Source organism: Stieleria sp. JC731, assembly GCF_020966635.1.
Classification (GTDB): Bacteria; Planctomycetota; Planctomycetia; order Pirellulales; family Pirellulaceae; genus Stieleria.
The window spans coordinates 506,598-529,078 of record NZ_JAJKFQ010000001.1; the positions used below are offsets into that span (position 1 = coordinate 506,598).

The following is a 22,481-nucleotide window of genomic DNA, read 5'->3' on the forward strand; positions in this document are numbered from 1 at the left end:
ATACTCAGTCCAGTTCTAAACGACTGGAAGGCAACGATAGTGAGCCTCGGTTCAGCCCTCTGCCTTTGACAACTTTGACCGCGACCCGATCCTCTAGATTGGGGCGAAAGATTGTCAGCAACAGCAAGGGTAAGAACCAAGCGATAAAGAGGCCTCCGCCGTATCCATGCCAAAACTGGACGGCAACCATCACCGCCGCCGAACAGCCGATCAGCGTGCCAAGGTTTTTAGAGGAAGGCCAAGCGGCAAATAGAGAACTAAGAATTCCAAAAGCGACGATCACCGGTAAACGCCATCGCGGGTCCCAGCCCAGCCCCCAAATTCCGCGGGGCTCTTTCGTTGGGGCGAACAGTCCGAACATCCGTCGGAGGTGATCGATTAGTGAATCTGTCCCGCTGATCGAAAGGATCATGACCAGCATCGCAAGCGTGACGATCACGCCGATCGAGAACGATCGAACCCCTTTGCGCCAGTAGAAGCTGTACCAAAGTGGCAACAGGAACAGCGGGTAATAAACCAAGCCGGCAGCAAGGCCTAAGAACATTCCGGCGATCATCGGCCGACGGTACGACAGGATTGCCCAAAGCAGCAGTGCGGCGGGCAACGCATGGTCGACGCGGCCGGTGTATTGCGCGGTGTAGGGAACGATCAAATAAAGCAGCGCGCAGCCCACCCCGCTACGCAGGTTCCCGAAATGTCGATTGCCGACCAGGATCAACCCGACGATGATCGCCAAGTGTGCGGAGATCGCGAGAACCTTGGCGAGGATCGTCGAAGAACGCTTGCTAAGGTCCAGTTCGTCCGCCGTCGGTGCACGTTCGCCTCCAAGGGCCGAACTGACTGGGCGCGTTGTGATTGTGGGCAACTGATGCATCAACACGTAGCCGGGGCCCAATTCCGGACCTTGCCAAACACGTGCCCGTGGTGTGCTGGTCGCCACGTTAACCATCATAAAGATGAACAGTGAGATGCTGATAAAGTAAGAACCGCCGACCGTCAAGTTTGGGTCCAGCATAGGACGCCGGTTCATGACCGGATCGATCATCAATCGAATCAGGATCAGCAGCTCGACAAGAAACAGCCAGATGAAACCAGCACGTTGCAAGCGTTTGGCAGACTGCTCGGCATCGGTTTCGATTTGTTCCGGGTGAAGCGTGGTCGACTCCAGCCGTTCGTCCAGTGCGCCTGGCTCGGTACGAAGCGGCAGCCGGGTTTCGTCTTGGATTCTTGGTGGCGCAGCATCAGGAGCTAGCGATGCCGTGGGGGCGGACGCTTCGGTGTCCTCGGGCGATCCTCCGACATTGTCGCTAGCGCTGTCTTGGGAAATCAACGCAGTCGCTTCCGGCGGAGTCCCCAAGCCGCTTGACTGAGGCGACGAGTACATCGAAACGAGCGTGGAAGCATGATCGGAAAACTGACGCCGGACGTCGTAAGCATCCTGGATCGCGATTTCGCCCGATTCCATTTCGCGAAGATGGCGTCGACGGCCTTCCTGGACCATCAACAAACCGGGAGCCAGCAGCAACAGCAGAACGATGTCCAGGTTTCGAACGCTCCAAAACCGATGGAACACGAAGTACAACCCGAACGTCAAAAATGACGACAGGTAGACCCACGTGGTTGGGTTTGGCCGTTCGTAAAAAAGCAGAAACTCGCTCATGTAACGCCGTTAGCGGTGTCCTACCGCCCGCCTCGGTCAAACCAGATAGAAGGATCGCGTTGAATTCAGTTGGCGCGAAAGCCATCAGCAATCGCGCATTAGCATACGTGCCATCGATCTGGGTGAAAACCTGGATCGACGGACGAAAACCACGCCGTAACCGAGCCGATGGGTGATCGGCTCGACCGCAGCTTGATTATCGCATTAATTTTTCGTCATCTGAACACCGCAAACTGTGTTCACATTGACGGATTATTTTAACCGTCTACGCCGCCGCCTCGAAGAAGTCTTGGTTGAACTTCGCTTTGACAGGCCTTTTTTTGGCGATGAATTTACCTCAGGGCGGCGAATCGGACGGATTTTGCCCTCAATCGTGCCAACGAGTGCTTCGTTCTAACTCGATTTTAGGATTAGCCGTATGACGTTAGCCACAGTTTCAGTGCAATAACCGGGGCAAACGCCCGTCGGCTGGTGACCCGAACCCGTATTTTCGTTTGGAACGAAGCACTAGGACTTCCAGGTGAGCACCATCACGCCGACAAGAATCACCCCGACACAAGTTGCTTTGGCTCGAAAATTGGCTTCGCTGAGCGCAGAAGCTCCAAAAGCAAGCGCCACGATGACGCTACAGCGGCGGAGAACACTCACCACCGAAACCATGGCGTCCGGATTCGAAAGCGCGATGAAGTAGAACGCGTCTGCCGCGATCAACAGCGGACTGACCAACGCGATGCTGCGGCGCCACTGAAAAACTGCCTTGCCACCATCCGGTCCTCTCAGTTCGCCGCGTCGCCTTGCACGAAGCCACCACAATGCCAACGGCACCATGACCGGGACCAAGTACACCGTGAACCAAGCTTGTAGCGTGATCGGCTCAAGTCGCTGCAAAAGCCATTTGTCATAGATGCTGCTGAAAGACCCTAGCAGGGTCGCCAGTACCATCAGCAACACCGATCGGTCACGGGTGAATCGGATGCCTTCACGTCGTCCAACCAATGTGAAGCACCAGAACCCGATCAAGACAATCACCATGCCGATCCACTGCTGCGTTTGAGGTCGTTCACCAAGCAGCGTGATCGCGATCAGAATCGTCCAGAACGGGCTCGTCGCACGAATCGGTGCACCGATCGACAATGGCAGATGTTTAAGCGCCGTGAAAGCAAGTGTCCAGGAAGCACCCACCAGCAAGCTTTTGAGCATGATCAACCCGTGGCTTGACCACGAGAGAGGCTTGATTCGGATCCAGTCCGCCGGGATCAAATCTGGCGACGCAAACGAACAAACCAACAGTGGCAGGTACAGCAGCGCCCCGATCGAGACACTGCAAAGTAGAACGATTGGGACAGCGTTTTTGTTGACGGCAAGTTTCTTCGCGCTGTCGTAAAAGCCCAGCAGGCAAGCCGAGATGATGCTGAGGACGATCCAGGAAAACACGGCTGACCAAATGGAGCAGGGGACAAACGAGAAACGGCGGCAATGCGTTTGTCATGATGTTGAATAAAAACAGCCGCCGCGCGAACGGGGGTTCACGCGGCGGCTGTAACTGATGCGTTCGATTGGTCGCCGATGGCGACCGGTTGAAATTAGTTCAACGCCTTTTTGACTTCGCCCATGATCGCGGTCACGTCAACCTTGTCAGTCGACTTGTACGAATGCGAGGCGACAACTTTGCTGTCCGATGCGACGACAACGGTGACAGCTGCGTCTTCAGCGATTTTGTACGAACTTGGGCCCGCTTCGTGATCGGTCGCGACAACGAATGGGACGTGCTTGGCACCGGTCTTCGAGGCAAACTTGCTGGCGGAATCCTTCAGTGACGATTCGTCTTTGCCCAACATGGTGACCAGTCCGCGTAGCTGCGAATCTTCGTTGGCGGCGACAGCAGCGTCAAGTTCTTTGACAAGCTTGCCAACTTCACCTTCGGTCTCACGTGCGAAAACCATCACCATGGGACGAGAGCCATAGCGGCAGCGGTAGCAAAGCTTTTGACCTTGCTCAACACCGTCGTCTTCGGCACCAGCGACTTTGACGACGTAGAACGCGCCGATGCCGTCACCCGACTGCAGGCAAGCGTCGCCTTCTTCGCCGGCGTGTACAGACGAAACGGCCGAAACGGCAAGCAGAGCAAGTGCGCAAACTGAAGCAAGAATTCGGGACATGCGTGGAGTCTCCATCAGAGTTGGGAGGACGATTTTGGGAAGGTTGGTTCAATCGAAGCTTAGGCGAAAATGCACTAGCTTCAGTCGTAATGTTCATCGATGGCCCACACCCGCCAACGACGTGCACATTATCCCTGGGGGAAAAGCCCCGGGAAACCCCGGCGAACCCCCAAGAGACGAAAGATTAAAAGTTCTTTGACCCTCCGTCTGAAACTGCGAGGGAAAGCAGACAGCACCCTTTTGCGATTTGAATTGCTAGCTATCTAGCATTCGGCTTCAAAAATCGTCGAGTGGGGAAACGTATGTTTCGGGCACAGAAACCCTGTAGCTCGCCGCTGGCTTGATTCACCTGCGTTTCGCACGGGCGCTCATCACGAGACGGAGCAGCCCACGCCGCAATTACGTCAGCCACCAAAGAGGACGCCAATGGCTTCATCAGCCAGTGTCTGCCGCAGCGACTGGTCGTCATCGGTCGCCAAAGAACTGATGGCGGCCTGAAACGATCCGCTTGGCGTCGTCGGTAGCTCGGATTCGCCCGATGCTGAAGATGCTGACGCGGCCAAATGGTTAAGGATGCGAAGGGCGTCTCTTGGCGAGATTTGACCATCTCGATTGACATCGAAACGCCAATCAAGATTATCGGGGAAGCCTGATGCGAGACGGTTAATAACGTTCAACGCATCGATCGGCGAAGCGACTCCGTTTCCGTTGACATCGAAGATATTCGATGCGGAGTTTTCAGCTCGACTAAGTTCGGCGGCACTAAGAAAGGCGGCGAGGGTTGGGTTCGCAGCGCCCGGCAACGAGACATGCTTGCCAAAGTTTGCGGCGAAGTACGAGTAGTCGCCTTGGTCAATGAATCCAGAATTGTCCAAGTCGACATAGGCCGGCGCGACTGCCGTCGATTGCCCATACCAGTACGCGATCGTCGCAAAGTCTCGAATATCGACAACACGGTTTCCATCAAAGTCACCGTCAATGCTTAGAAACCGATTGAAGGTTTCGCCCAGATAAGTGAAGTCTGGTCCTGAAGTGATTTGGCTCGAAAGTGTCAGCGAGTAGCGTCCGTCAGGAAGTTCATCGTGATCAAAGTGGATGAACAGATCTTTGCCATTGGCACCTAAGACAATTTGATCTTCGCTAATCGCAATTTCCGTTGGGATATCGACACCCGAAAGTCCCAGGTTGGAAAGTGTCATATCTGTAGGGCTGACGTTTGCAACGGACGCACCTAACCAGATACGGATCAAGCGGATGTCTGACCGTTGGACCATCCAGTTGGTCGGCATCAGCCCGTGAGGAAGGCTTGGTGGGTCAGTCAGTCCGACGTTAAGTCCGACAAAGGGCGGATCTACCGGATCGCCAATGATCGTCCCTGTCGCGGTTTGTGCGCCGTCTTGATTAAACGGCCGGCCGGTCATTTCGAATTCACGAGTGCTGTTCAAGCTGAATCGGTTCACCGAAAGCACCGTGTGGCCTGCAAATGCGTAGGCCGCATCGTCATCGAAGGCGAGTCCAAAGATATCAAGAAACGGTTCGCCGGGATCTTCCGCGGGAGTCGCAGGTTTGCGAATCAAGCCGCGATCGGCAGGTGTCTCGATTTCTATCAATGAGTCGAATTCGTCAAGCGTTCCGTGTGCCGAAAGGATGAGGTCGCCGCCTCGGTTGTAATCGAGGTCACCGCTGGAGACGTAATCACTGCGAAAGCCGTTTGAAGCCATTGTTTTGTCGATGTCAAAGACCTTCATCGAAGTTTGGAACGTCCACGCATCATCGACCAGATCGAGATCGATGCGATGTAAATCAAGCTGTCCAAATCCGACCGCCAACAGGTCGCCGATCTCGCTATCGAAATCATCATCACGGGCATCAATCAAAGCGTTCGCATTTGGAATGCCGTGGTAACCCATAAATGAATAAGGCACCTCTCCGTTGTCGATCGATTCATATTGAATGTCGTACAGATAGTCGTTGGTGATGCCGACCAAAGTTCCGTCTTCGAGGATCGCGATATCGTTCAAGACCTGTGGCACATCGACGGTTCCGAGCACATCAATGATCCCCGTGTCGATGTCGACTATTCCCAATCGGTTGACTTCGTCAATCAAGTAGTACGTGGTCGGTTCGTCTTCGGCGATCAAAGCAGCGGAGCCATTGGTCACGCCAAATTCGCTCGATTCCAAAATCGAGATGACGATTTGCTCATCGCGTTCTTCAAGGAAATCGCTGATCGGGGTGACTTTCAGTCGAACCGTGGATTCACCAGGGTAGAACGTGGCGGCACCGACAATCGTTTCGGTCGAAGTGTCACGTGGAAATCGAATCGTATCGCGGTCCAATTCGTCGACTTCATAGTCAACGTCAAAAGTCGCTGAACCGGATATCTCGAATGGAACGACAAGAAAGTCATTGGTCTCGTCACGGGTGAAGGTGTAGACCAAATTTTGGAAAGGTGATTCCGCGATCGACTCTGGCGAAGAGACCGCCACGGATACTTCGGCAACCATCAATCGACGCGTTTCAAGATTCTGCAATTGCAACGACGGGCGCTTCGATCGGCCGGACCGAATGCGGCGTCGTTTTAGAAGCTTCGGCAGTGAGGTTCGAAACGGAAACATCGCGTCGATGCAGCGAGGATGGTGATGACTTGGTTTGTGATCTTTGTCAGGTTTCAAAGTCGTCGATCGAGCATTCCATTTTGGGAAGGTTGAACTCGATGGCGATTGTGGAGATTCGCTCTCGCGGAGGATGGTGGGCAGGTCGACTGGGCCAATCGACGTTACTGGGCCGCTCGTTGTTATGGACATCGCAGTGATGTTGGAACGATCAGTAACGCTGGACAGAACAGGGCCGATCAAATTTGGCGGGGGGGGAAGCAATGGATCTGATATCCACCACCTCGGTTTGTTGCATCTGTTTGATGCGGTGGAGGGGTTTTTGTTGCAGTCAAATCGATAATTCGTGTGAATTATGATTTGAGCCTTCCCCCAAAAAGAGTGCTTTCGACGTCAAAAAGCGGAATTGGGCCCCTGGAGAGTCGTTCTGTCAGCCTATCCTCGTCGCTTACTGCCCGTTCGAGGGGGGGGGGGCGAGTTTGTTTTGAGGGGCTGGTTATCGGAAGCTCAAAGGTGCTGATTGGCTTGGGAGTTCCGAAAAGGATCAATGCGATCTCAAGAGTCGCGGATGGGGTTTTTCAATCCGCGAGATGCCTTTGAATTGCCCCTCGCCAGTGAAGGGCAAAAAAAGGTTGTATCGGGCACCGGGGTGCTACCGTCGGCAGCACCCCGGTGCTAGCGAATTCGGCGTGGAGCGGCTATCGGAAGACGATTGACCCAGAAACCGTCTTCACATCACCTTTGTTGCTCCGGCCACCCCTTCGCAAAAAGGGGAGGGCAGGAAACGATTCCCGCAAAACGTTTGCCTACGTCCGAATTCGCCGTTGTTCTGTTTTTTCATCGCAATTCAAAAAATGAATCACGGTGACAGTCATCGACGTCAGTGCGTTATTTGGCTGTAACTGTCGGGCAATGGGAGGTTCAATAATCCGTACCTGAAGCGGGTGTCAAGTGCATTCAAGAGAAGTACTTTTTGCTTGCATTTGACTTTCAGACTCAAAGCTTTGCTCTTGGATGTCAGGTAGCGGCGTTTGTCAGGCGGCCTTCTTTATGTTTGCCGCTCGATCGAGTGGCTTGGCATCGGTGTGTTTTTAGTTTGCAACAAGATTTGTGAATTTGCAGCGAAGCGGACTGCTCTTGTATTGACCGGCAAAATCGGACTACAAGCCCAGCAGCGCCCATGGGCCAACAGTGCCAAAGCGCCGATCGCTATCAATCACACATTTCTCGCAGAACGGACGATGCGAAGACTTCGACTCCCACACTATGCCACCGGCTTGATCGTTTTGCTGGTCGCCTTGCAGGTCAGAGCGCAGGCCTTGCCAGAAGGCATGCAGCCATTGCCGGAAGATCCGGCAGCGGTGATGGCCGTCGTTGGCCAGTCGTCGATCTTGTGGGGAGACATCGAGCCGAAGGTCGAATCTCGAATTCGCGAGGTGCTCTCGCAAACGAGACAGCAGATCCCCGAAGAGCAGCTTTTGATGGCTCGGGTGCAGCTTTCACGATCTGCCCTCCGCAACGCGATTCAGAGCAAGGTGATGAGCGAGTGTTTTCTGCTTGAGCAAGTTGGCACACAGTCAGCTGACAAGCGAGCCGAGGTGAGCGCGATGATGTCGCAACGAGCCCGGCAGTTGTTCTTTGAAAACGAACTGCAAGCACTCAAGAAAAAGTTTGGTACCGAAAGCCTCAGCGAGATTGATGCCAAGCTTCGCGAGACCGGAACGTCGCTGCAAGCGCGTCAGCGCGAGTTCGGTGACATGATGTTGGGTCACATGTATATGAAGGAAAAGATTGATCAGGATCCCAACGTCACAATTGCGGAGATCAATAATTTCTATGAAAAAAACAAAGACGATTATCAATATCCAGCCAAGGCTCGTTGGGAGCAGTTGTCGGTCCTATTCAAAAACCATCCGACACGAAAGGCCGCAATGGAAAAGTTGCTCTCGATGGGCCGCGAGATCTACAACTGGGAACAAAACTTGAAACTGAGTTCTGGTGAAGGTCCTTCATCTGTTGAAATGGTGAACCAACTGACTGCCGCAGGTGGGATTAACTTCAATAAAAGCTGGGAACAGATCGCCCGGGACGGCAGTGAAGAATCATACGCACCCGATGGTGGCCAGCATGATTGGACAAGCAAAGGGGCTCTGGCATCCAAGGAACTCGACAGCGCGATCTTCAGCGTAAAGCCCGAAACGATGAGTGAAATCATCGAGGACGCTCAAGGTTTGCACATCATTCGTGTGAAGGAACGCAAGACTGCCGGAGTCACGCCTTTGCGAGAAGTCCAAGAAGACATTCGCGAAGAGATCAAGAAATCAAAGATCTCCAAAGCACAAGAAGCCATGCTGGCGCAAATGCAAAAACGCGTTCCTGTATGGTCGTTGTACCCTGATGATTTCCCCGGTGCACAGCAACTGCCTGTGACCATTGCATCGCGTCCAGCTTCCAACTCGGCATCGCGACGCTAGGGCAACTGTTGATTCATGAAGTCTTCGTTGGCAATGACGATCTCGACAAGTTTGGCCTCAGCTAAATCGAATTGGCTGAGCAGCTTTGTTGTGTTGCTTTGTTGCGGGGCACTTTGTGGTTGTGGACAGCTTGCCTATCGCTTGGATCGGCGTCCGCCAACGCAGTACATTCCCAACCCTCTGGAACTGCCGCCGGCAAACGACGCGTTTGTGTGGTCACAGGTCATCGATACGGTTGATGACTACTTTCGAATCGCACGCGAGCAACCGGTACAAAACTCGCCTCAAATGGTTCTCGATGGAAGCGTCGAAACCTCCTATCAGATTGGCGCTTCGATGAGCGAGTTCTGGCGAAAGGACAGTACCGCAGGTTTCGAAGCTCTGCATAGCACCTTGCAATCGGTTCGTCGGAAGGCATCGGTTATCGTGCGTCCACGCGGCGCCGGCTACACGGTCGAAGTCGTGGTGTTGAAAGATTTAGAAGACACCGATTCGACGCAGTTTTCGACTGAGACCACGGCATCACGAAGGCATGACGGAACGATCGTTCGACAAGCGGATGTTCCGGTCGGTGGTCAGGGCAGTGTCCCTCAAACGTTGGGCTGGATTTCGCTCGGACGTGACACTTCACTCGAACAACGTATTTTGAGGGATATTTTTGAAAGGGTGACGGAAAAAGACGGTCGACGTTCACACCTATAGCTTTTCTTGGAAACTAATCTTCGGGCTGCTTCGCGCCGATACCTACGCTGCCCAGGACGGGCATCGCATCGCCGTCGACGGTTCTGCCGTCAGATGACAAGGATGTGCTTGACGATCGATTCCTTGTACAAGTTAACCGCATGATTGGGTTTTCCACACAAGCCGTCTCCTACGATCAATTCTGCCGCCACGTCGAGAACACGTTGTGTCGAATCGGCGGGCTAGAGCCGGGGCAGTTTCCGATGACCAGTCGGAATGTCTCGCGAGCAGGAAAGACGTGTGGGTATTATTTCTGCGTTCACGGTCCACGTAGTGTGAAGTTAACGGCCGTTTACGATCACAAACAGAAACAAACCATCTACTACGGCACCGACGGGGTTCGTCACACCAACGAATCGATCAGCGTTCGGATGCCTTCTCCTCAGCAGCACTCAGCTTGATATAGCTGGGAGCCAGGGCAAAAGCGGATCGGTACGGTCCGTGATCAGAGCGATGGCCAGAGTCAGCGGTGGTGCCACCTCGACGCCTATACGCGGCCAGACCTATCCCTGCGGCAACATTGATCGCTGCGTCTTGGTCCAGTACCAAGTCAACTTGTTGGCTAGCAATTGACGGTTCGCAAACCACCAGGCACTCGCTGCCGCCGGATTCGGTGACGTGCAGGTCCCACTGGGGGCGGTCGATTAGCACCGCACGTGTCGCCCAGTCGGAATTATCGGAATCGGATTGTTCTGGGATTTCGGCCGAGATTCTCGCCGGAAAAATTTCGGTCCGAGAAAACTTGGCGGTAAATACCTGGCCGCGATACGCATTCAAGCCAACGAGAACGTGATCCGAATCGGACTTCGCCAGAGCCGCGATGGCGATTCCGGCAAGCGAACCAATCGGAATGATTGGCAAATCGAGCGCGTACGCCAGCGTTTTTACGGTGGTGACAGCGATTCGGAGGCCGGTAAATGATCCGGGGCCGATAGCGACCGATAGGAAATCGAGCCGGATTTGTTGGTCTCTTGCGTATCGCAAGGCATCGTCCAGTCCGATAGCCAAGTCGGCCGCGGCACGACGTTCCGCACCGATTTGCCGTTTCCAAATCACTTTTCGACCCGACAAGATTGCGATTGAGCCGCCTTTGCCAATCGTTTCCAATGCTATTTGACAGTCGGTCAAAGCGGATGAATTCTGAAAGTTTGAGGGATTCGTCATGCTGAACAGCCCAACGGCGTGGGATTGCCGTGAATTTTTGATTACCTTTACAATCTTCGATCCCGATACATTTTCAAAGGCCCCACCCTTCGCCCGTTCTCATTCGGAAATCAATCAAAGTGAAGCGAGCACTGATCAGCGACATTCACGGAAATCTTGAAGCGCTGCTCGCGGTTCTAGAGGACATTGACAAAAACTCCGTTGACGAAATTTTTTGTCTCGGTGATATCATCGGCTATGGCCCCAATCCCTGCGAGTGCCTCGATCAGGTGATGCGGCGTGCTCGCGTGACGATTCTTGGGAACCACGATCAAGCAGCCTTGTTTGATCCAGACGGATTCAACCCGATGGCATTGCAGGCCATTTATTGGACTCGCGATCAACTTGATAACGGCCCCGGGTCGAGTGCTCAAATCAACGGCCGCTGGGATTTTCTTGGCGAATTGCCACGTTATCACGAAGATGAACAGTACAAGTTCGTCCACGGCTCGCCACGCGATCCGACCAACGAATACGTGTTCCCGGAATACATCTTCGATCAGCGAAAGATGGAAATCCTGTTCGGTAAAGTCACTCAGTATTGCTTCATGGGGCACACGCACTTGCCCGGTGTATTCACAACCGACTGTGAATTCATCCAGCCAGACGAGTGTGATTACCAGTATCAGTTGGGAAGCGAAAAGGCGATGGTCAACGTTGGCAGCGTCGGTCAGCCGCGTGACGAAGACTGCCGAGCTTGTTACGTGATTCTGGACAAGGATGCTGCCGGCGGTCCGCTGGTCACCTTCCGCAGGGTCGAGTACGACATCGAGACGACTGCAAATAAGATCTATGCCGAAGCGGACCTGTCTGATCAGCTCGGTGACCGCATCAAATATGGCCGTTAAGAATCAGTGACACGCACCGCAATTCTTAGTGACATCCACGGAAACCTCACCGCGCTTCGTGCGGTGATGGCCCATATTGAAACCCAGAATGTGGATCGGATTGTCTGCTTGGGCGATGTTGTCGGCTATGGCCCTCGGCCCTGCGAATGCCTGGACCTCGTGATGGGCTTCGATTTTTGTGTCCTGGGCAACCATGACAGCAGCGCGATGTTCGATCCCGAAGGGTTCAATGCGGCTGCCGAACAAGCGATTTTCTGGACACGCACTCAGCTGGAAAACACTGCTGGTGACGAGCAGGTCGGTGACGATGGGATGACGCCTTCGCGTCGCCGCATGAATTTTCTCTGCAAGTTGCCTCGAACCGTTCGTGAGAGCAACGCGCTATTCGTGCATGGTTCACCTCGCGGGCCGACGAATGAATATGTGATGCCCGAAGATATTCAGAACAGCAAGAAGATGGAAAAGCTGTTCTCGTTGGTTCCCGGCATTTGTTTTCAGGGGCATACCCATGTCCCGGGTGTCTTTACGACCGATTCAATGTTCGTCCGTCCCGACCGAATCGAAGGCTCGTACGACATCAGCGATAGTAGCCAGCGTTTGATGATCAATGTTGGTAGTGTCGGTCAGCCGCGAGACTTAGATCCTCGCAGTTGTTACGTCGTGATGGACGATGAAAAGTCGATCACATACCACCGGGTTGAGTACGACATCGAAGAAACCGTGTCGCAAATCGAATCCGAGCCCGAGCTGGATAATTTTCTAGGTTATCGACTTCGCGAAGGTCGGTAGTTCGCGTTGTCACACCGGTAGTGGGCGAGGCGACGAGCCGTGTCTCGTGTGTTGATTCAAGCAACCGACGCTAGCGCGTTAACGGCTCAGTTTAGATTGTCCCTAAGCCGCAAAGGCGCTAGCCGCGGTTGTGTGTGCTGCACGCGGTAGTGGGCAAGGCGACGAGCCGTGTCCCGTGTCTTGATTCAATCAACCGACGCTAGCGCGATAACGGCTCAGTTGAGATTATCCCTGAGCCGCAAAGGCGCTAGCCGCGGTTGCGTATGCAGCACGCCACTAGTGGGCGAGGCGACGAGCCGTGTCCCGTGTCTTGATTCAATCAACCGACGCTAGCGCGATAACGGCTCAGTTGAGATTATCCCTGAGCCGCAAAGGCGCTAGCCGCGGTTGCGTATGCCGTACTTTCCCAAGGCTTGCCTCGGCAATCGGCGCATGAAAAAACCGAGCTTGCCGGAGGCAAACTCGGTTCTGATTTGTTGTTCGCTGAAGCGGTTGCGGCTTACAGGAACTTGCCGATGCGAGCGACGAGGTCAGCGGTACGGCAGCTGTAACCCCATTCATTGTCGTACCAGCTGACGATCTTCACCATCTTCGTTCCCAGGACTTGGGTGAAGTCAGCGGCGAAAATGCTGCTGTGCGAATCGTGAACGATGTCGCTGCTAACGATCGGGTCGGTCGTGAACTTCAGGATGCCTTTGAGTGGTCCTTCAGCCGCAGCTTTGATTGCCGCGTTGATCGACTCGGCGGTGGCGTCCTTGGTCAGGTTGACGGTCAGGTCGACGACGCTTCCGGTTGGAACTGGAACTCGCATCGCGATACCGGTCAGCTTGCCTTGCAGAGCTGGGATCACCAAACCAACAGCTTTAGCAGCACCGGTCGAGGTTGGGATGATGTTCAACGCGGCAGCGCGAGCACGGTACAGGTCCTTGTGAGGTTGGTCCTGAACGTTTTGGTCGTTGGTGTAAGCGTGCACGGTGGTCATCAATCCGGATTCGATACCGAATTGTTCGTGCAGGACTTTCGCAACAGGAGCCAGGCAGTTGGTGGTGCACGAAGCGTTGCTGACGCACAGTTGTTCTGCGGTCAGTTGGTCGTCGTTGACGCCCAAAACGCAGGTCAGGTCAGCGCCGTCTTTTGCTGGAGCGCTCAAGATAACTCGCTTGCAGCCAGCTTCGAGGTGGCTGTCGTAACCTGGCTTGTCGCCTTCGGCGCGGCCGGTGAAGAAACCGGTCGACTCGATCACGATGTCGATGTTGTTTTCGCCCCAAGGCAATTTGCGTGGGTCGCGTTCAGCCAGAGCAAGGATTTTCTTGCCGTTGACGGTCAGCGAGGTGTCGTCGTACTCGACATCGCCGTCATAACGACCGTGAACGCTGTCGTACTTCAGCAGGGTCGCGAGGGTCTTGTTGTCGGTCAAGTCGTTGATGGCAACAACTTCGAACTCGTCGCTGCGTTCCATCAGGTTACGGAAGGTCAGTCGACCGATTCGACCAAAGCCGTTGATTGCAACTCGAATAGCCACTTTGTTGATGACTCCTGGCGTTGCGGGCATCGTCTGTTCTACTCGCTGGCCGAACGACCGGCCCGAGCAAAATTACCGACGCCCGGTGAAGGGGACGGGAAGATATGTGTTGTTAAGCAGTGCTATTTCAACAGTGGTTGTTAAGATTTCCGACCACGATGACAACGAGCGATGCTTGGCACCACTTTCGTCCGCATGTCTTCGACACCCAGTTTGTTATCAATCGTCCTCGGGTCTGCTTGGGACGATGCGATTATAGAAACACGCCCCCATTTACACCATGACCCAAGATTCAATGCCACCGGAGTGGCGACGGCCCGACGGAGTGGCCCCGGGAACGTGGCGATATATCCATCAGCGGTCGATCGCACGCCACTACGATCAGTTTGTGGCTGACACGCCGCTATGTGAACTTGATGTTGCGTATCTCAAAGAGCACCTGCTCCGCAAAACCTCGGATTTGCAGCCAGAAACTATTTGCCAATCACGGCCCCCGTTGGTGCTTGATCTGGGGTGTGGGACCGGAAGGGTAGCGTTCCCCACAAACGAACTGGGCCTCGATGTCCTGGCGATCGATCTCAGTCAGCCGATGCTCGAAGAGTTGGCAGGCAGAAATTCGGCTGAAAGGGCTGCTCGAGAGGCCGAGTCTGAACCGAGCGTGCAAAGCCAAGACGAAGGCGACCCGCACGAGTCTGGTCGTAGGTCACGGTTTGTTGGCAAGTTATCACAGTCCGACGGTAAGTTATCACAGTCCACTGGCAACATGATTCCCGTATCTGAAGCGAGCTCCGTCAGCGAAGCGGTGGTTCCTTTGCGAGCCAGTCTTGTCGACTTGGATTGCCTTCGCGACGGGATCGCTGACCACGCGTTTTGCATGTTCAGCACACTCGGGATGATCGCAGGCCACACCAATCGGCTGAAGTGTCTTCGGCATGTTCATCGCGCACTGCGTCCAGGTGGCACGTTTGTATTTCATGTTCATCGCCGTTGGGCCGCACTGCGTGAGCCCGGCGGTGCAAAGCAATTGCTGCAAAGCTGGCTTCGTAGCCGCGGAAAATCAACCGGTGAATTCGGCGATTGGACCTACGCGTATCGCGGCTTACCTGACATGTTCATGCACCGCTTCGATTGCCGAGAGATCAGGCGATTGGTGAAGGATAGCGGACTGAAGCTCGATCGTATTGACCGGATCAAGCTCGATGGCACCGGGTTAACTTCTTCGCGGCTGAATACCGGAGGTTATTTCGTGGTCTGTTCAAAGCGTTAGTCGGATCGCTAGGTCGGGCATCAATTGCCGCGTCCGGCAAAAGAGCTTTGAACCGATTCGGCCCAACGATCGTGCTGCACCATTTGTTCGCGCCGCTGTAGCTCGATCTCTTCTACTTGCTTTTGAAGTTTGATTACCGCTGCAGAGAAGTCTCGATTGCATTCACCTGAGGAGCTAGCGGTGGCGATCATCTGCTCGGCGAGAGCGGGTGAATGCTTTTTGATAAAGACGTCGTCGGCCGCGATGAAGAATTGGCAACTGCCAGGGGCCCCTTGTCTTGCCGCTCGTCCAATCAATTGACGATCGATCCGTGAGCTGTGGCTATGGTTTGTTGCAATGACGTGAAGCCCGCCGGCTGCTAGTGCCTGGTCGTCCAGCTTGATGTCCGTCCCGCGTCCGGCCATGTTGGTTGCGACGGTTACCGCGCCGGCTTGGCCTGCCCGCGAAATGATCAACGCTTCCTCGTCATTTTGAAGTCCGTTAAGTAATACATGTGGAATGTTAGCGTGACCAAGTTGTTCGGAGATCTGTTGGCTTTCGGCAATGGATGCGGTGCCAATCAGCACTGGCTGGCCTTGCAGTGACCGGGTTAGCACGTCTGAGGTGATCGCGAACACTTTGGATTTAAAGTCGCTGAAGAACCTTGGGGCAATATTGGTTCGTGCGTTTGGGCGATGCGTCTCGATTCTGACCACAGGTAACGCATAGAACCGTTTCAGTTCGTCTTCGCTGCCCGTGGCAGTGCCTGTCAGGCCGGCGACACGTTGGTAAAGGCTTGTGTAGCGTTGCCTTGTAATCCGCGCATGGGTTTCATTTTCGTCGGTGATCTGCACCTGTTCCTTGGCTTCGACGGCTTGGTGCAGGCCATTGCTCCACTTCCGTTCTTCGTGGAGCCTGCCCGTGTTCGCATCGACCAGCACAACTTCGTCGGCTTGGATCACGTAGTCGATGTCTCGTCGAAGCAAATGCTGGGCGCGCAGGGCATTGATAACCATTTCGGATAGCGGCCGTGAGAGAATCCCTTCGGGCCGCAGTTTCCAAGCTTGGCGAACTTTGTTCTGACCGCACTCGGTCAAGTTGATTCGCCGAGAAGTGGGGTCGATTTCAAAGTCCACCGCAAGCTCGAGCGACTTTGCAATCGAATTGGCGAAGTGGTGTAGATCTGCGGAGGTCGAAACGCTTGACTTTCCACCGCTCAGCACCAGCGGCGTGTTGGCTTCATCGATCAGGACACTGTCCGCTTCGTCAACGATCGCCATGAAGTGACCGCGCTGCATCCGTTCCGAATTCAAACTTGGTCGGCCATGCAGTTTTCGAAGCATGTCGCTGCCAAGTCGCTGGTCGTATTGTGATCGTACTGCGAGTTGGTCTCGCAGGAAATCGAATCCAAATTCGTAGCCCGGGCCATAAGTGATATCACAGGCGTAAGCTTCTTGCTTTTGTTTCAGTGGGCTTTGAGAAACAAGCAAGCCTGCGGTTAGACCCAATAGCTTGTAAACATCCACAAGCGTGTCGAAGTCACGTTTGGAAAGGTAGTCGTTAGTCGTGGCGACATGAACGCCTTTTCCGGTCCAGCCATAAAGCACCGCTGGCAATGCGGTCGTGATCGTCTTGCCTTCGCCCGTTTGGATTTCGGCGATCGTACCTGCCGATAGAGCCAATCCGCCAAGCAGCTGCACATCGTAGTATTCCATGCCCGTCGTTCGCCGTAGTGCCTCACCAGTGAGCGCGAACGATTCAATCACATTGGAAACGACGGTCGTGTCCGCGAGTTCGCGGACTTGCGGGCGGAGTCGTTTTGCACACTCTGCAAACTCAGCCGATGAAAGGCTCTGCAGTTGTTCGCCACGATGTCGGATGAGGTGAATCTGACGTAGCGTGCTTGAGTTCTTGGAACACACGTTGCGTTTCGGACGTCCGATAACAGTCCGGTAGTTCGCGATGTGGTTGTGTGTCCCTAACATTCGCCGTCGGTTTCCATTCGGTCCTGTGATAGCTCAAGTCCCATGGATGAATTTCGACGTGCACGGCAGTTGTCTTCAGCGGTGGTGAGTCCGACTTTTCAACAACACACAAAGGCTGGCGGTCAAAGACGGGGAATCGTTGCGATCGCTAAAGCTTGTTAGGAGTTGTAGGACGGGATGGATGTTGCACAGGCACACCGGTAGTGGACGAGGCGACGAGTCCCGTCTGGATCCATCAACCGACGCTAGCGCGTTAGCGGCTCAGTTGGGTTGTCCCTGAGCCGCGTCGGCGTTAGCCGCGGTTGCGTGTAATGCACACCAGTAGTGGGCGAGGCGACGAGTCCTGTCTGGGATCAATCAACCGACGCTAGCGCGTTAACGGCTCAGTTGGGATGTCCCTGAGCCGCGTCGGCGTTAGCCGCGGTTGCGTGGAATGCACACCAGTAGTGGACGAGGCGACGAGTCCCGTCTGGGAACCATCAACCGACGCTAACGCGTTACGGCTCAGTTGAGATTGTCCCTGATCCGCGTCGGCGCTAGCCGCGGTTGCCTGGGATGCACACCGGTAGTGGACGAGGCGACGAGTCCCGTCTGGAACCATCAACCGACGCTAGCGCGTTAGCGGCTCAGTTGGGTTGTCCTTGAGCCGCGTCGGCGCTAGCCGCGGTTCTGTGGGATGCAAACCAGTAGTGGGCGAGGCGACGAGTCCTGTCTGGGATCCATCAACCGACGCTAGCGAGTTAACGGCTCAGTTGGGTTGTCCCTGAGCCGCGTCGGCGTTAGCTGCGGTTGCGTGTAATGCATACCAATAGTGGGCGAGGCGACGAGTCCTGGCTGTAACAATCAACCGACGCTAGCGCGTTAACGGCTCAGTTGGGTTGTCCCTGAGCCGCGTCGGCGTTAGCTGCGGTTGCGTGTAATGCATACCAATAGTGGACGAGGCGACGAGTCCTTTCTGGGATCCATCAACCGACGCTAGCGCGTTACGGCTCAGTTGAGTTGTCCCTGAGCCGTTTTGGCGTTAGCAACGGTTTCGTGCCATCATCAACCGCCCGTTGCCTATTGGCGATTACAGGGTTCGCAAGCGGATGTTTTTGAATTCAGTCCACATCGGTTTACCGGCGTGAAGCTGAAGACCTAGATGACCTTTGGCGAATGACTTTTCAGGGTGATTGTCGGTGAAGTCAAGAACCAAACGGCCGTTGAGGTAGTGTTGAATATGGTTGCCTTTGGCAATGATGACCACATCGTTCCACTCGTCGACTTTCATCAGTTCTTTGAACTCTTCTTTGGTGATCAACGGTTCGCCGACGACTTCTTTGCCATCTTTGTTCCAGACGGCCTTTTCGCCGACGAGGCAGATGCGTCCGCGCGAGCCTTTCTCGTCATAGATGAACGATGGCACGTTTGGGAAATCGTCTTCGTTGCGGATTTCGTGTTGGTAGCCACGCAGTACCCACTGGTTGGGCGACGATTCCTTTGTTTCGACACGTTGCGAACGGTATTGGATGCCCGAGTTATTCGTTGCGTTGCAGCGGAACGAAAGTCGCAATTCGAAATCGGCCAGCTCGTCTTTCCAAATCAGGAACGTGTTTCCTTTGGCGACTTTGTCTTTGGTGGTTTCGCCATGAATGAGGCCATCGCGGACTTCCCAAAGTTGTGGGTCGCCGTCCCATCCTTCGAGGGTCTCGCCGTCAAAAAGAGTGACCATGCCGTCTTGCTCGGCTGGAGCGGTGACGAACGGTTCATCAGCAAAGCTGGCCTGCGGGGCGACACAAGGGCTGATTGTCAGGGCGAGTGAACACAGAAACAGATGGCGAAGCATTTAGGGCTCTCCGGGAGGGGATTGTGTGGGGCGGGAATTCTAGATGGAAAAACGCCGTTGGCAATAATTCTCATGCTTGTGAGAACGACAATCTAATCTGAAATCGCAAATTCGACCACGTTTCGGATTTTTGCTTTCTCAGGTAGACTGAAAAGTGTCGGTGGTGGGGCTACTGCCGATCGGTTTCGCCTGACCCAATGGCGAACAGCTAGTCAGATTGCCACCCAAATTGAGCCAAACATATGAGCGATCCGTCTGTCACGGGCGTCGTCCATCTAATTGAAGAAACGAAAACCTACGGAGCCAAAGGGTTTCGGAAGCGACTGGTCGTCTTGGAGCAGGACAAAGGCAGCTTCACAAATTTTGTTCCTGTCGAGTTCACCCGTGACTCCTGTGATGCCGTCGATGAGATGAACGAAGGTGATGAAGTCGAAATCACCTACCGTCTCAATGGTCGTCGCTGGCAACGTGACGCAAACAGTGAAGTCAAGTTCTTCGTAAACGTCGAAGCGACTTCATTCCGGATTACCGGCAACGGTGCTGGTGGTGGCGAGCCAATGGTCGAGCGAGTGACCGACGCGAACAGTGCGTTCGATGAAGCTAGCGAAGAAGACGCGCCGTTTTAGAACCGCTTCGCCTTGGTCGTTCAGGCGTCTTGCTGAATCTTTTTCGGCAAGATGGTTGGGCTGATTACATCACGCGGAGCGTGATGGATACTATGCGGCAAGTCATCACGCGGAGCGTGATGGGTACAGAGTTGGGAGCATCACGAGGAGCGTGATGGGTACGATGGGAGTGGGTGCTGAGGAGCGGATAGTGATGTGGTCTGATTTAGTACCCATCACGCTCCGTCGTGATGCACCACCCTGCAGCACATCGCCCGCCTAGCAACAGCGCCGGTCACGACCCAGCCATTCTTAGATCGCTTCGCTTCCACGCTCACCGGTGCGAATTCGGATGCATTCATCCATGGGCAAGACGAAGATCTTGCCATCGCCGATCTCTCCGGAATCTCCGCTGCGACCACCAGCCAAGATGGCTTCGATCGTTGGGCGAACGAATTCCTCGTTGACCGCAATTTGCAATTGGACTTTTCGCAGCAAGTTGACGCTGAACTCGGTGCCGCGATAGTTGCCGGTTTGTCCTTTCTGGCGGCCGAACCCTTGGCAATCCAAGACGGTCAGACGATGAACGTCGACTTCGGTCAGGGCTTCTTTGACGGCGTCAAGCTTTGAAGGCTGGATGATAGCGATGATGAGCTTCACGGAGATGGTTCCCTAACTGTTCTATCTGATCGAGCAAATTCCGTGGCCAGGATTTCTGCAATGAAGACGGGAGCATAACCGACAATGCCAAACGAGACAAAGCCGGTACCACCGTGGTAGCGGTAACCGGCTTCGCGTCGCGTTATTTTGTTGTCCTGCGTGAAAGCCCAAACTCGGACGAGCGAGGCGGACACTCGCCCGAGCCGGGCAGCTTCTGGCCCAGGCAAGAGCCGAGAAGTTCTCACGTGTTCGGTTGCCCCGCCGCCTGCAAAGCAAGCTTCACAGGTGACGGGGCAGCGGTAGGTAGACTAGGTAACCGCTTGGCCTGCCATCGCGTCCGATGGGTAAGCTTGCATGCCGTGTTCCGACACGTCCAAGCCAGCTTGCTCTTCTTCGGGGCTGACTCGCAGCAGTCCGACAGCCTTCAGGGCGAAGAACAAGACACCCATGGTGATGAATGCCCAAGCACAGATGACGACGGTTGCGATAACCTGAACGGTGATGAAAGCTCCGACGCTTTCGATTCCGTCTGGAAGGTCACCGAAGATGCCCGTGGCGATACCGCCCCAGACACCGCACAGACCGTGAACGGGCCATGCACCAACCGGATCGTCGATTTTCAGTTTGTCAAGAAGCACGATGCCGAGGACAACCAGTGCTCCACCGATGCCGCCGATGATCAGCGATTCAACTTGTGAAACGCGGTCGCAGTTAGCGGTGATCGCAACCAAACCGCCAAGAACACCGTTGAGTGCCATGGTCAGGTCTGGCTTGCTGAACAGAGCCCAGCCAACCAAGAGGGCAACGATTGCACCAGCCGCAGCAGCGATGGTGGTGGTCAAAGCGATGTAGGTAGTCGCAGCAGCGTTAGCGGCACCAGCGTAGGTCAATTGGCTACCTGGGTTAAATCCGTACCAGCCCACCCAGAGGATGAACACACCAAGAGCTGCGAATGCGATGTTGTGACCTGGAAGTGGCACGCTCTTTCCGTCGGCGGTGTAACGTCCGAGCCTTGGCCCAAGAGCGATCGCACCAGCCAAGCCGGCGAAACCACCAACCGCGTGTACCACGACACTACCGGCGAAGTCTTGGAAGCCCATCGCGTCCAAGAATCCACCGCCCCATTTCCATGAACCGCTGATTGGGTAAACCAAGCCGGTCAAGATTGCACTGTAGATCAAGTAAGCACCGAACTTCATACGTCCAGCAACAGCACCCGAGACGATTGTCGCTGCGGTCGCAGCGAAAGCGACTTGGAACAAGAAGTCAGCTGAGTTGCTGTAGTCACCGTACTGACCTGGCTCGGTATCGTCGGCACTGACGAAAGCACCAGGGGCACCAAGGTAACCGGCTGCGATCCACGAGTCTGGATAAACACCGTTGTCGTCAGGCGTACCTGGGTACATCAGGGCGAAACCGATGAACAGGAACAAGATCACACCGACCGAAATGTCCATCACGTTTTTCGCGAGGATGTTCACGGTGTTCTTAGCCGAGTTCAAACCGACTTCGACCATCGCGAATCCGGCCTGCATGAAGATAACCAGAACCGCACAAACGAACATGATCAAGGTGTTGATCGTGTAGTTGTAATCGGCAGCGCTGATTGTGTCGGCTGCTTCTTCAGCCGGCGCCGTTTCGGCGACTTCCGCTGCAGCTTCGGCAGCGTCTTGAGCGAATACCTCGGGACTATCAATCCCGATGACCGTGAAGGCTGCGATCAGCAGCGCAAGTGGCAACAACCACTTTCCAAGGTGAGTCATTCTTTCATTCTCTCTGGTGAAATAACGGAAATATGTTGAGCCGACTGTCAGTCAGCACGACGACCAAGCACTCGAAACCGTCGAGTTCCTGGCGATGTCGATCGGCGTATCTCCATCCGGCCTCGCCGCAACAACATCCAAGCAAACTGCACGACTCCGCTCGTCACCTCTCCTGCCCGGGCCATCCATCGGTTCATTGATGAGGGAAACTTGTGGAATGCGATCGTCCGCTCGATCGGTGGACGCTATTCGCACACGGTGAGCCAAAAGGCGTCAGTCCCTCAAAACCACTGACGTAAGTTCAGTAGTTCGAACGCTTTAAAAAAAATGAGAAGAATTCCTGAAGATCCAATTGTGAAGGCCAGTGGCGGGTGGCCGACTCTCGG

16 protein-coding genes are annotated in these 22,481 nt (G+C 54.6%); 6 read left to right on the top strand and 10 right to left on the bottom strand.

Annotated elements, in window-relative coordinates:
• Positions 1 to 4: 4 nt before the first annotated feature.
• The 4 genes from LOC67_RS01710 to LOC67_RS01725 form a co-directional block, all read right to left on the bottom strand.
• Positions 5 to 1,660 (bottom strand): hypothetical protein, encoded by a 1,656-nt coding sequence (locus tag LOC67_RS01710; RefSeq protein ID WP_230260734.1) that lies wholly within the window; start codon positions 1,658 to 1,660, stop codon positions 5 to 7.
• A gap of 507 nt (positions 1,661 to 2,167) precedes the next feature.
• Complete coding sequence (locus LOC67_RS01715) at positions 2,168 to 3,094, bottom strand: EamA family transporter (RefSeq protein WP_230260736.1); 927 nt, start codon at positions 3,092 to 3,094, stop codon at positions 2,168 to 2,170.
• A gap of 149 nt (positions 3,095 to 3,243) precedes the next feature.
• The gene (locus LOC67_RS01720; protein ID WP_230260739.1) at positions 3,244 to 3,819 is read right to left on the bottom strand and encodes a hypothetical protein; all 576 of its coding nucleotides are present in this window, start codon (positions 3,817 to 3,819) and stop codon (positions 3,244 to 3,246) included.
• A gap of 404 nt (positions 3,820 to 4,223) precedes the next feature.
• On the bottom strand, positions 4,224 to 6,359 hold the full coding sequence (locus LOC67_RS01725) for a dockerin type I domain-containing protein (protein ID WP_230260741.1): 2,136 nt from the start codon (positions 6,357 to 6,359) through the stop codon (positions 4,224 to 4,226).
• Positions 6,360 to 7,675: 1,316 nt separating this feature from the next.
• Here LOC67_RS01725 and LOC67_RS01730 point away from each other — a divergent pair.
• Positions 7,676 to 8,908, top strand: coding sequence for a peptidylprolyl isomerase (locus LOC67_RS01730; RefSeq protein WP_230260743.1), 1,233 nt, complete (start codon positions 7,676 to 7,678; stop codon positions 8,906 to 8,908).
• Positions 8,909 to 8,923: 15 nt separating this feature from the next.
• Positions 8,924 to 9,610, top strand: a complete 687-nt coding sequence (locus tag LOC67_RS01735) for a hypothetical protein (protein ID WP_230260745.1) — start codon at positions 8,924 to 8,926, stop codon at positions 9,608 to 9,610.
• Between the two features lie 399 nt (positions 9,611 to 10,009).
• On the opposite strand, the gene tsaB is transcribed toward LOC67_RS01735, so the two are convergent.
• Complete coding sequence (gene tsaB, locus LOC67_RS01740; protein WP_230260747.1) at positions 10,010 to 10,813, bottom strand: tRNA (adenosine(37)-N6)-threonylcarbamoyltransferase complex dimerization subunit type 1 TsaB; 804 nt, start codon at positions 10,811 to 10,813, stop codon at positions 10,010 to 10,012.
• A 119-nt stretch (positions 10,814 to 10,932) separates the two neighbouring features.
• Between tsaB and LOC67_RS01745 the strand changes: the two genes are divergently transcribed.
• Both LOC67_RS01745 and LOC67_RS01750 read left to right on the top strand, forming a co-directional pair.
• The gene (locus tag LOC67_RS01745) at positions 10,933 to 11,700 is read left to right on the top strand and encodes a metallophosphoesterase family protein (protein ID WP_230260749.1); all 768 of its coding nucleotides are present in this window, start codon (positions 10,933 to 10,935) and stop codon (positions 11,698 to 11,700) included.
• Positions 11,701 to 11,706: 6 nt separating this feature from the next.
• A complete protein-coding gene (locus LOC67_RS01750; protein WP_230260750.1) occupies positions 11,707 to 12,489 on the top strand; it encodes a metallophosphoesterase family protein in 783 nt (260 codons plus the stop codon).
• Between the two features lie 499 nt (positions 12,490 to 12,988).
• On the opposite strand, the gene gap is transcribed toward LOC67_RS01750, so the two are convergent.
• Positions 12,989 to 14,011, bottom strand: coding sequence for a type I glyceraldehyde-3-phosphate dehydrogenase (gene gap, locus LOC67_RS01755; RefSeq protein WP_230261577.1), 1,023 nt, complete (start codon positions 14,009 to 14,011; stop codon positions 12,989 to 12,991).
• Between the two features lie 280 nt (positions 14,012 to 14,291).
• On the opposite strand from gap, the gene LOC67_RS01760 reads away from it, so the two are divergent.
• A complete protein-coding gene (locus LOC67_RS01760; RefSeq protein ID WP_230260751.1) occupies positions 14,292 to 15,278 on the top strand; it encodes a class I SAM-dependent methyltransferase in 987 nt (328 codons plus the stop codon).
• Positions 15,279 to 15,298: 20 nt separating this feature from the next.
• On the opposite strand, the gene LOC67_RS01765 is transcribed toward LOC67_RS01760, so the two are convergent.
• Together LOC67_RS01765 and LOC67_RS01770 are read right to left on the bottom strand one after the other, a co-directional pair.
• A complete protein-coding gene (locus LOC67_RS01765) occupies positions 15,299 to 17,242 on the bottom strand; it encodes a preprotein translocase subunit SecA (RefSeq protein ID WP_230260752.1) in 1,944 nt (647 codons plus the stop codon).
• 1,069 nt (positions 17,243 to 18,311) lie between these two features.
• On the bottom strand, positions 18,312 to 19,067 hold the full coding sequence (locus tag LOC67_RS01770; RefSeq protein WP_230260753.1) for a DUF1080 domain-containing protein: 756 nt from the start codon (positions 19,065 to 19,067) through the stop codon (positions 18,312 to 18,314).
• Between the two features lie 242 nt (positions 19,068 to 19,309).
• Here LOC67_RS01770 and LOC67_RS01775 point away from each other — a divergent pair, with 242 nt between their 5' ends.
• Positions 19,310 to 19,693 (top strand): DUF3127 domain-containing protein, encoded by a 384-nt coding sequence (locus tag LOC67_RS01775; RefSeq protein ID WP_094413573.1) that lies wholly within the window; start codon positions 19,310 to 19,312, stop codon positions 19,691 to 19,693.
• A 291-nt stretch (positions 19,694 to 19,984) separates the two neighbouring features.
• Here the strand turns inward: LOC67_RS01775 and LOC67_RS01780 are convergent, their stop codons facing one another.
• Together LOC67_RS01780 and LOC67_RS01785 are read right to left on the bottom strand one after the other, a co-directional pair.
• Entirely contained in the window at positions 19,985 to 20,332 is a 348-nt protein-coding gene (locus LOC67_RS01780) for a P-II family nitrogen regulator (RefSeq protein WP_230260754.1), read from the bottom strand.
• A 308-nt stretch (positions 20,333 to 20,640) separates the two neighbouring features.
• A complete protein-coding gene (locus LOC67_RS01785) occupies positions 20,641 to 22,095 on the bottom strand; it encodes an ammonium transporter (protein ID WP_230260755.1) in 1,455 nt (484 codons plus the stop codon).
• Positions 22,096 to 22,481: the final 386 nt, after the last annotated feature.

Excerpts from the sequence above, each read along its gene's own strand:
- LOC67_RS01775 (WP_094413573.1), top strand. The coding sequence starts at position 19,310 with ATGAGCGATCCGTCTGTCACGGGCGTCGTCCATCTAATTGAAGAAACG.
- LOC67_RS01730 (WP_230260743.1), top strand. The coding sequence starts at position 7,676 with ATGCGAAGACTTCGACTCCCACACTATGCCACCGGCTTGATCGTTTTG.
- LOC67_RS01765 (WP_230260752.1), bottom strand. The coding sequence starts at position 17,242 with ATGTTAGGGACACACAACCACATCGCGAACTACCGGACTGTTATCGGA.
- LOC67_RS01785 (WP_230260755.1), bottom strand. The coding sequence starts at position 22,095 with ATGACTCACCTTGGAAAGTGGTTGTTGCCACTTGCGCTGCTGATCGCA.
- LOC67_RS01720 (WP_230260739.1), bottom strand. The coding sequence starts at position 3,819 with ATGTCCCGAATTCTTGCTTCAGTTTGCGCACTTGCTCTGCTTGCCGTT.
- LOC67_RS01760 (WP_230260751.1), top strand. The coding sequence starts at position 14,292 with ATGACCCAAGATTCAATGCCACCGGAGTGGCGACGGCCCGACGGAGTG.
- LOC67_RS01735 (WP_230260745.1), top strand. The coding sequence starts at position 8,924 with ATGAAGTCTTCGTTGGCAATGACGATCTCGACAAGTTTGGCCTCAGCT.
- LOC67_RS01710 (WP_230260734.1), bottom strand. The coding sequence starts at position 1,660 with ATGAGCGAGTTTCTGCTTTTTTACGAACGGCCAAACCCAACCACGTGG.
- tsaB (WP_230260747.1), bottom strand. The coding sequence starts at position 10,813 with ATGACGAATCCCTCAAACTTTCAGAATTCATCCGCTTTGACCGACTGT.
- LOC67_RS01770 (WP_230260753.1), bottom strand. The coding sequence starts at position 19,067 with ATGCTTCGCCATCTGTTTCTGTGTTCACTCGCCCTGACAATCAGCCCT.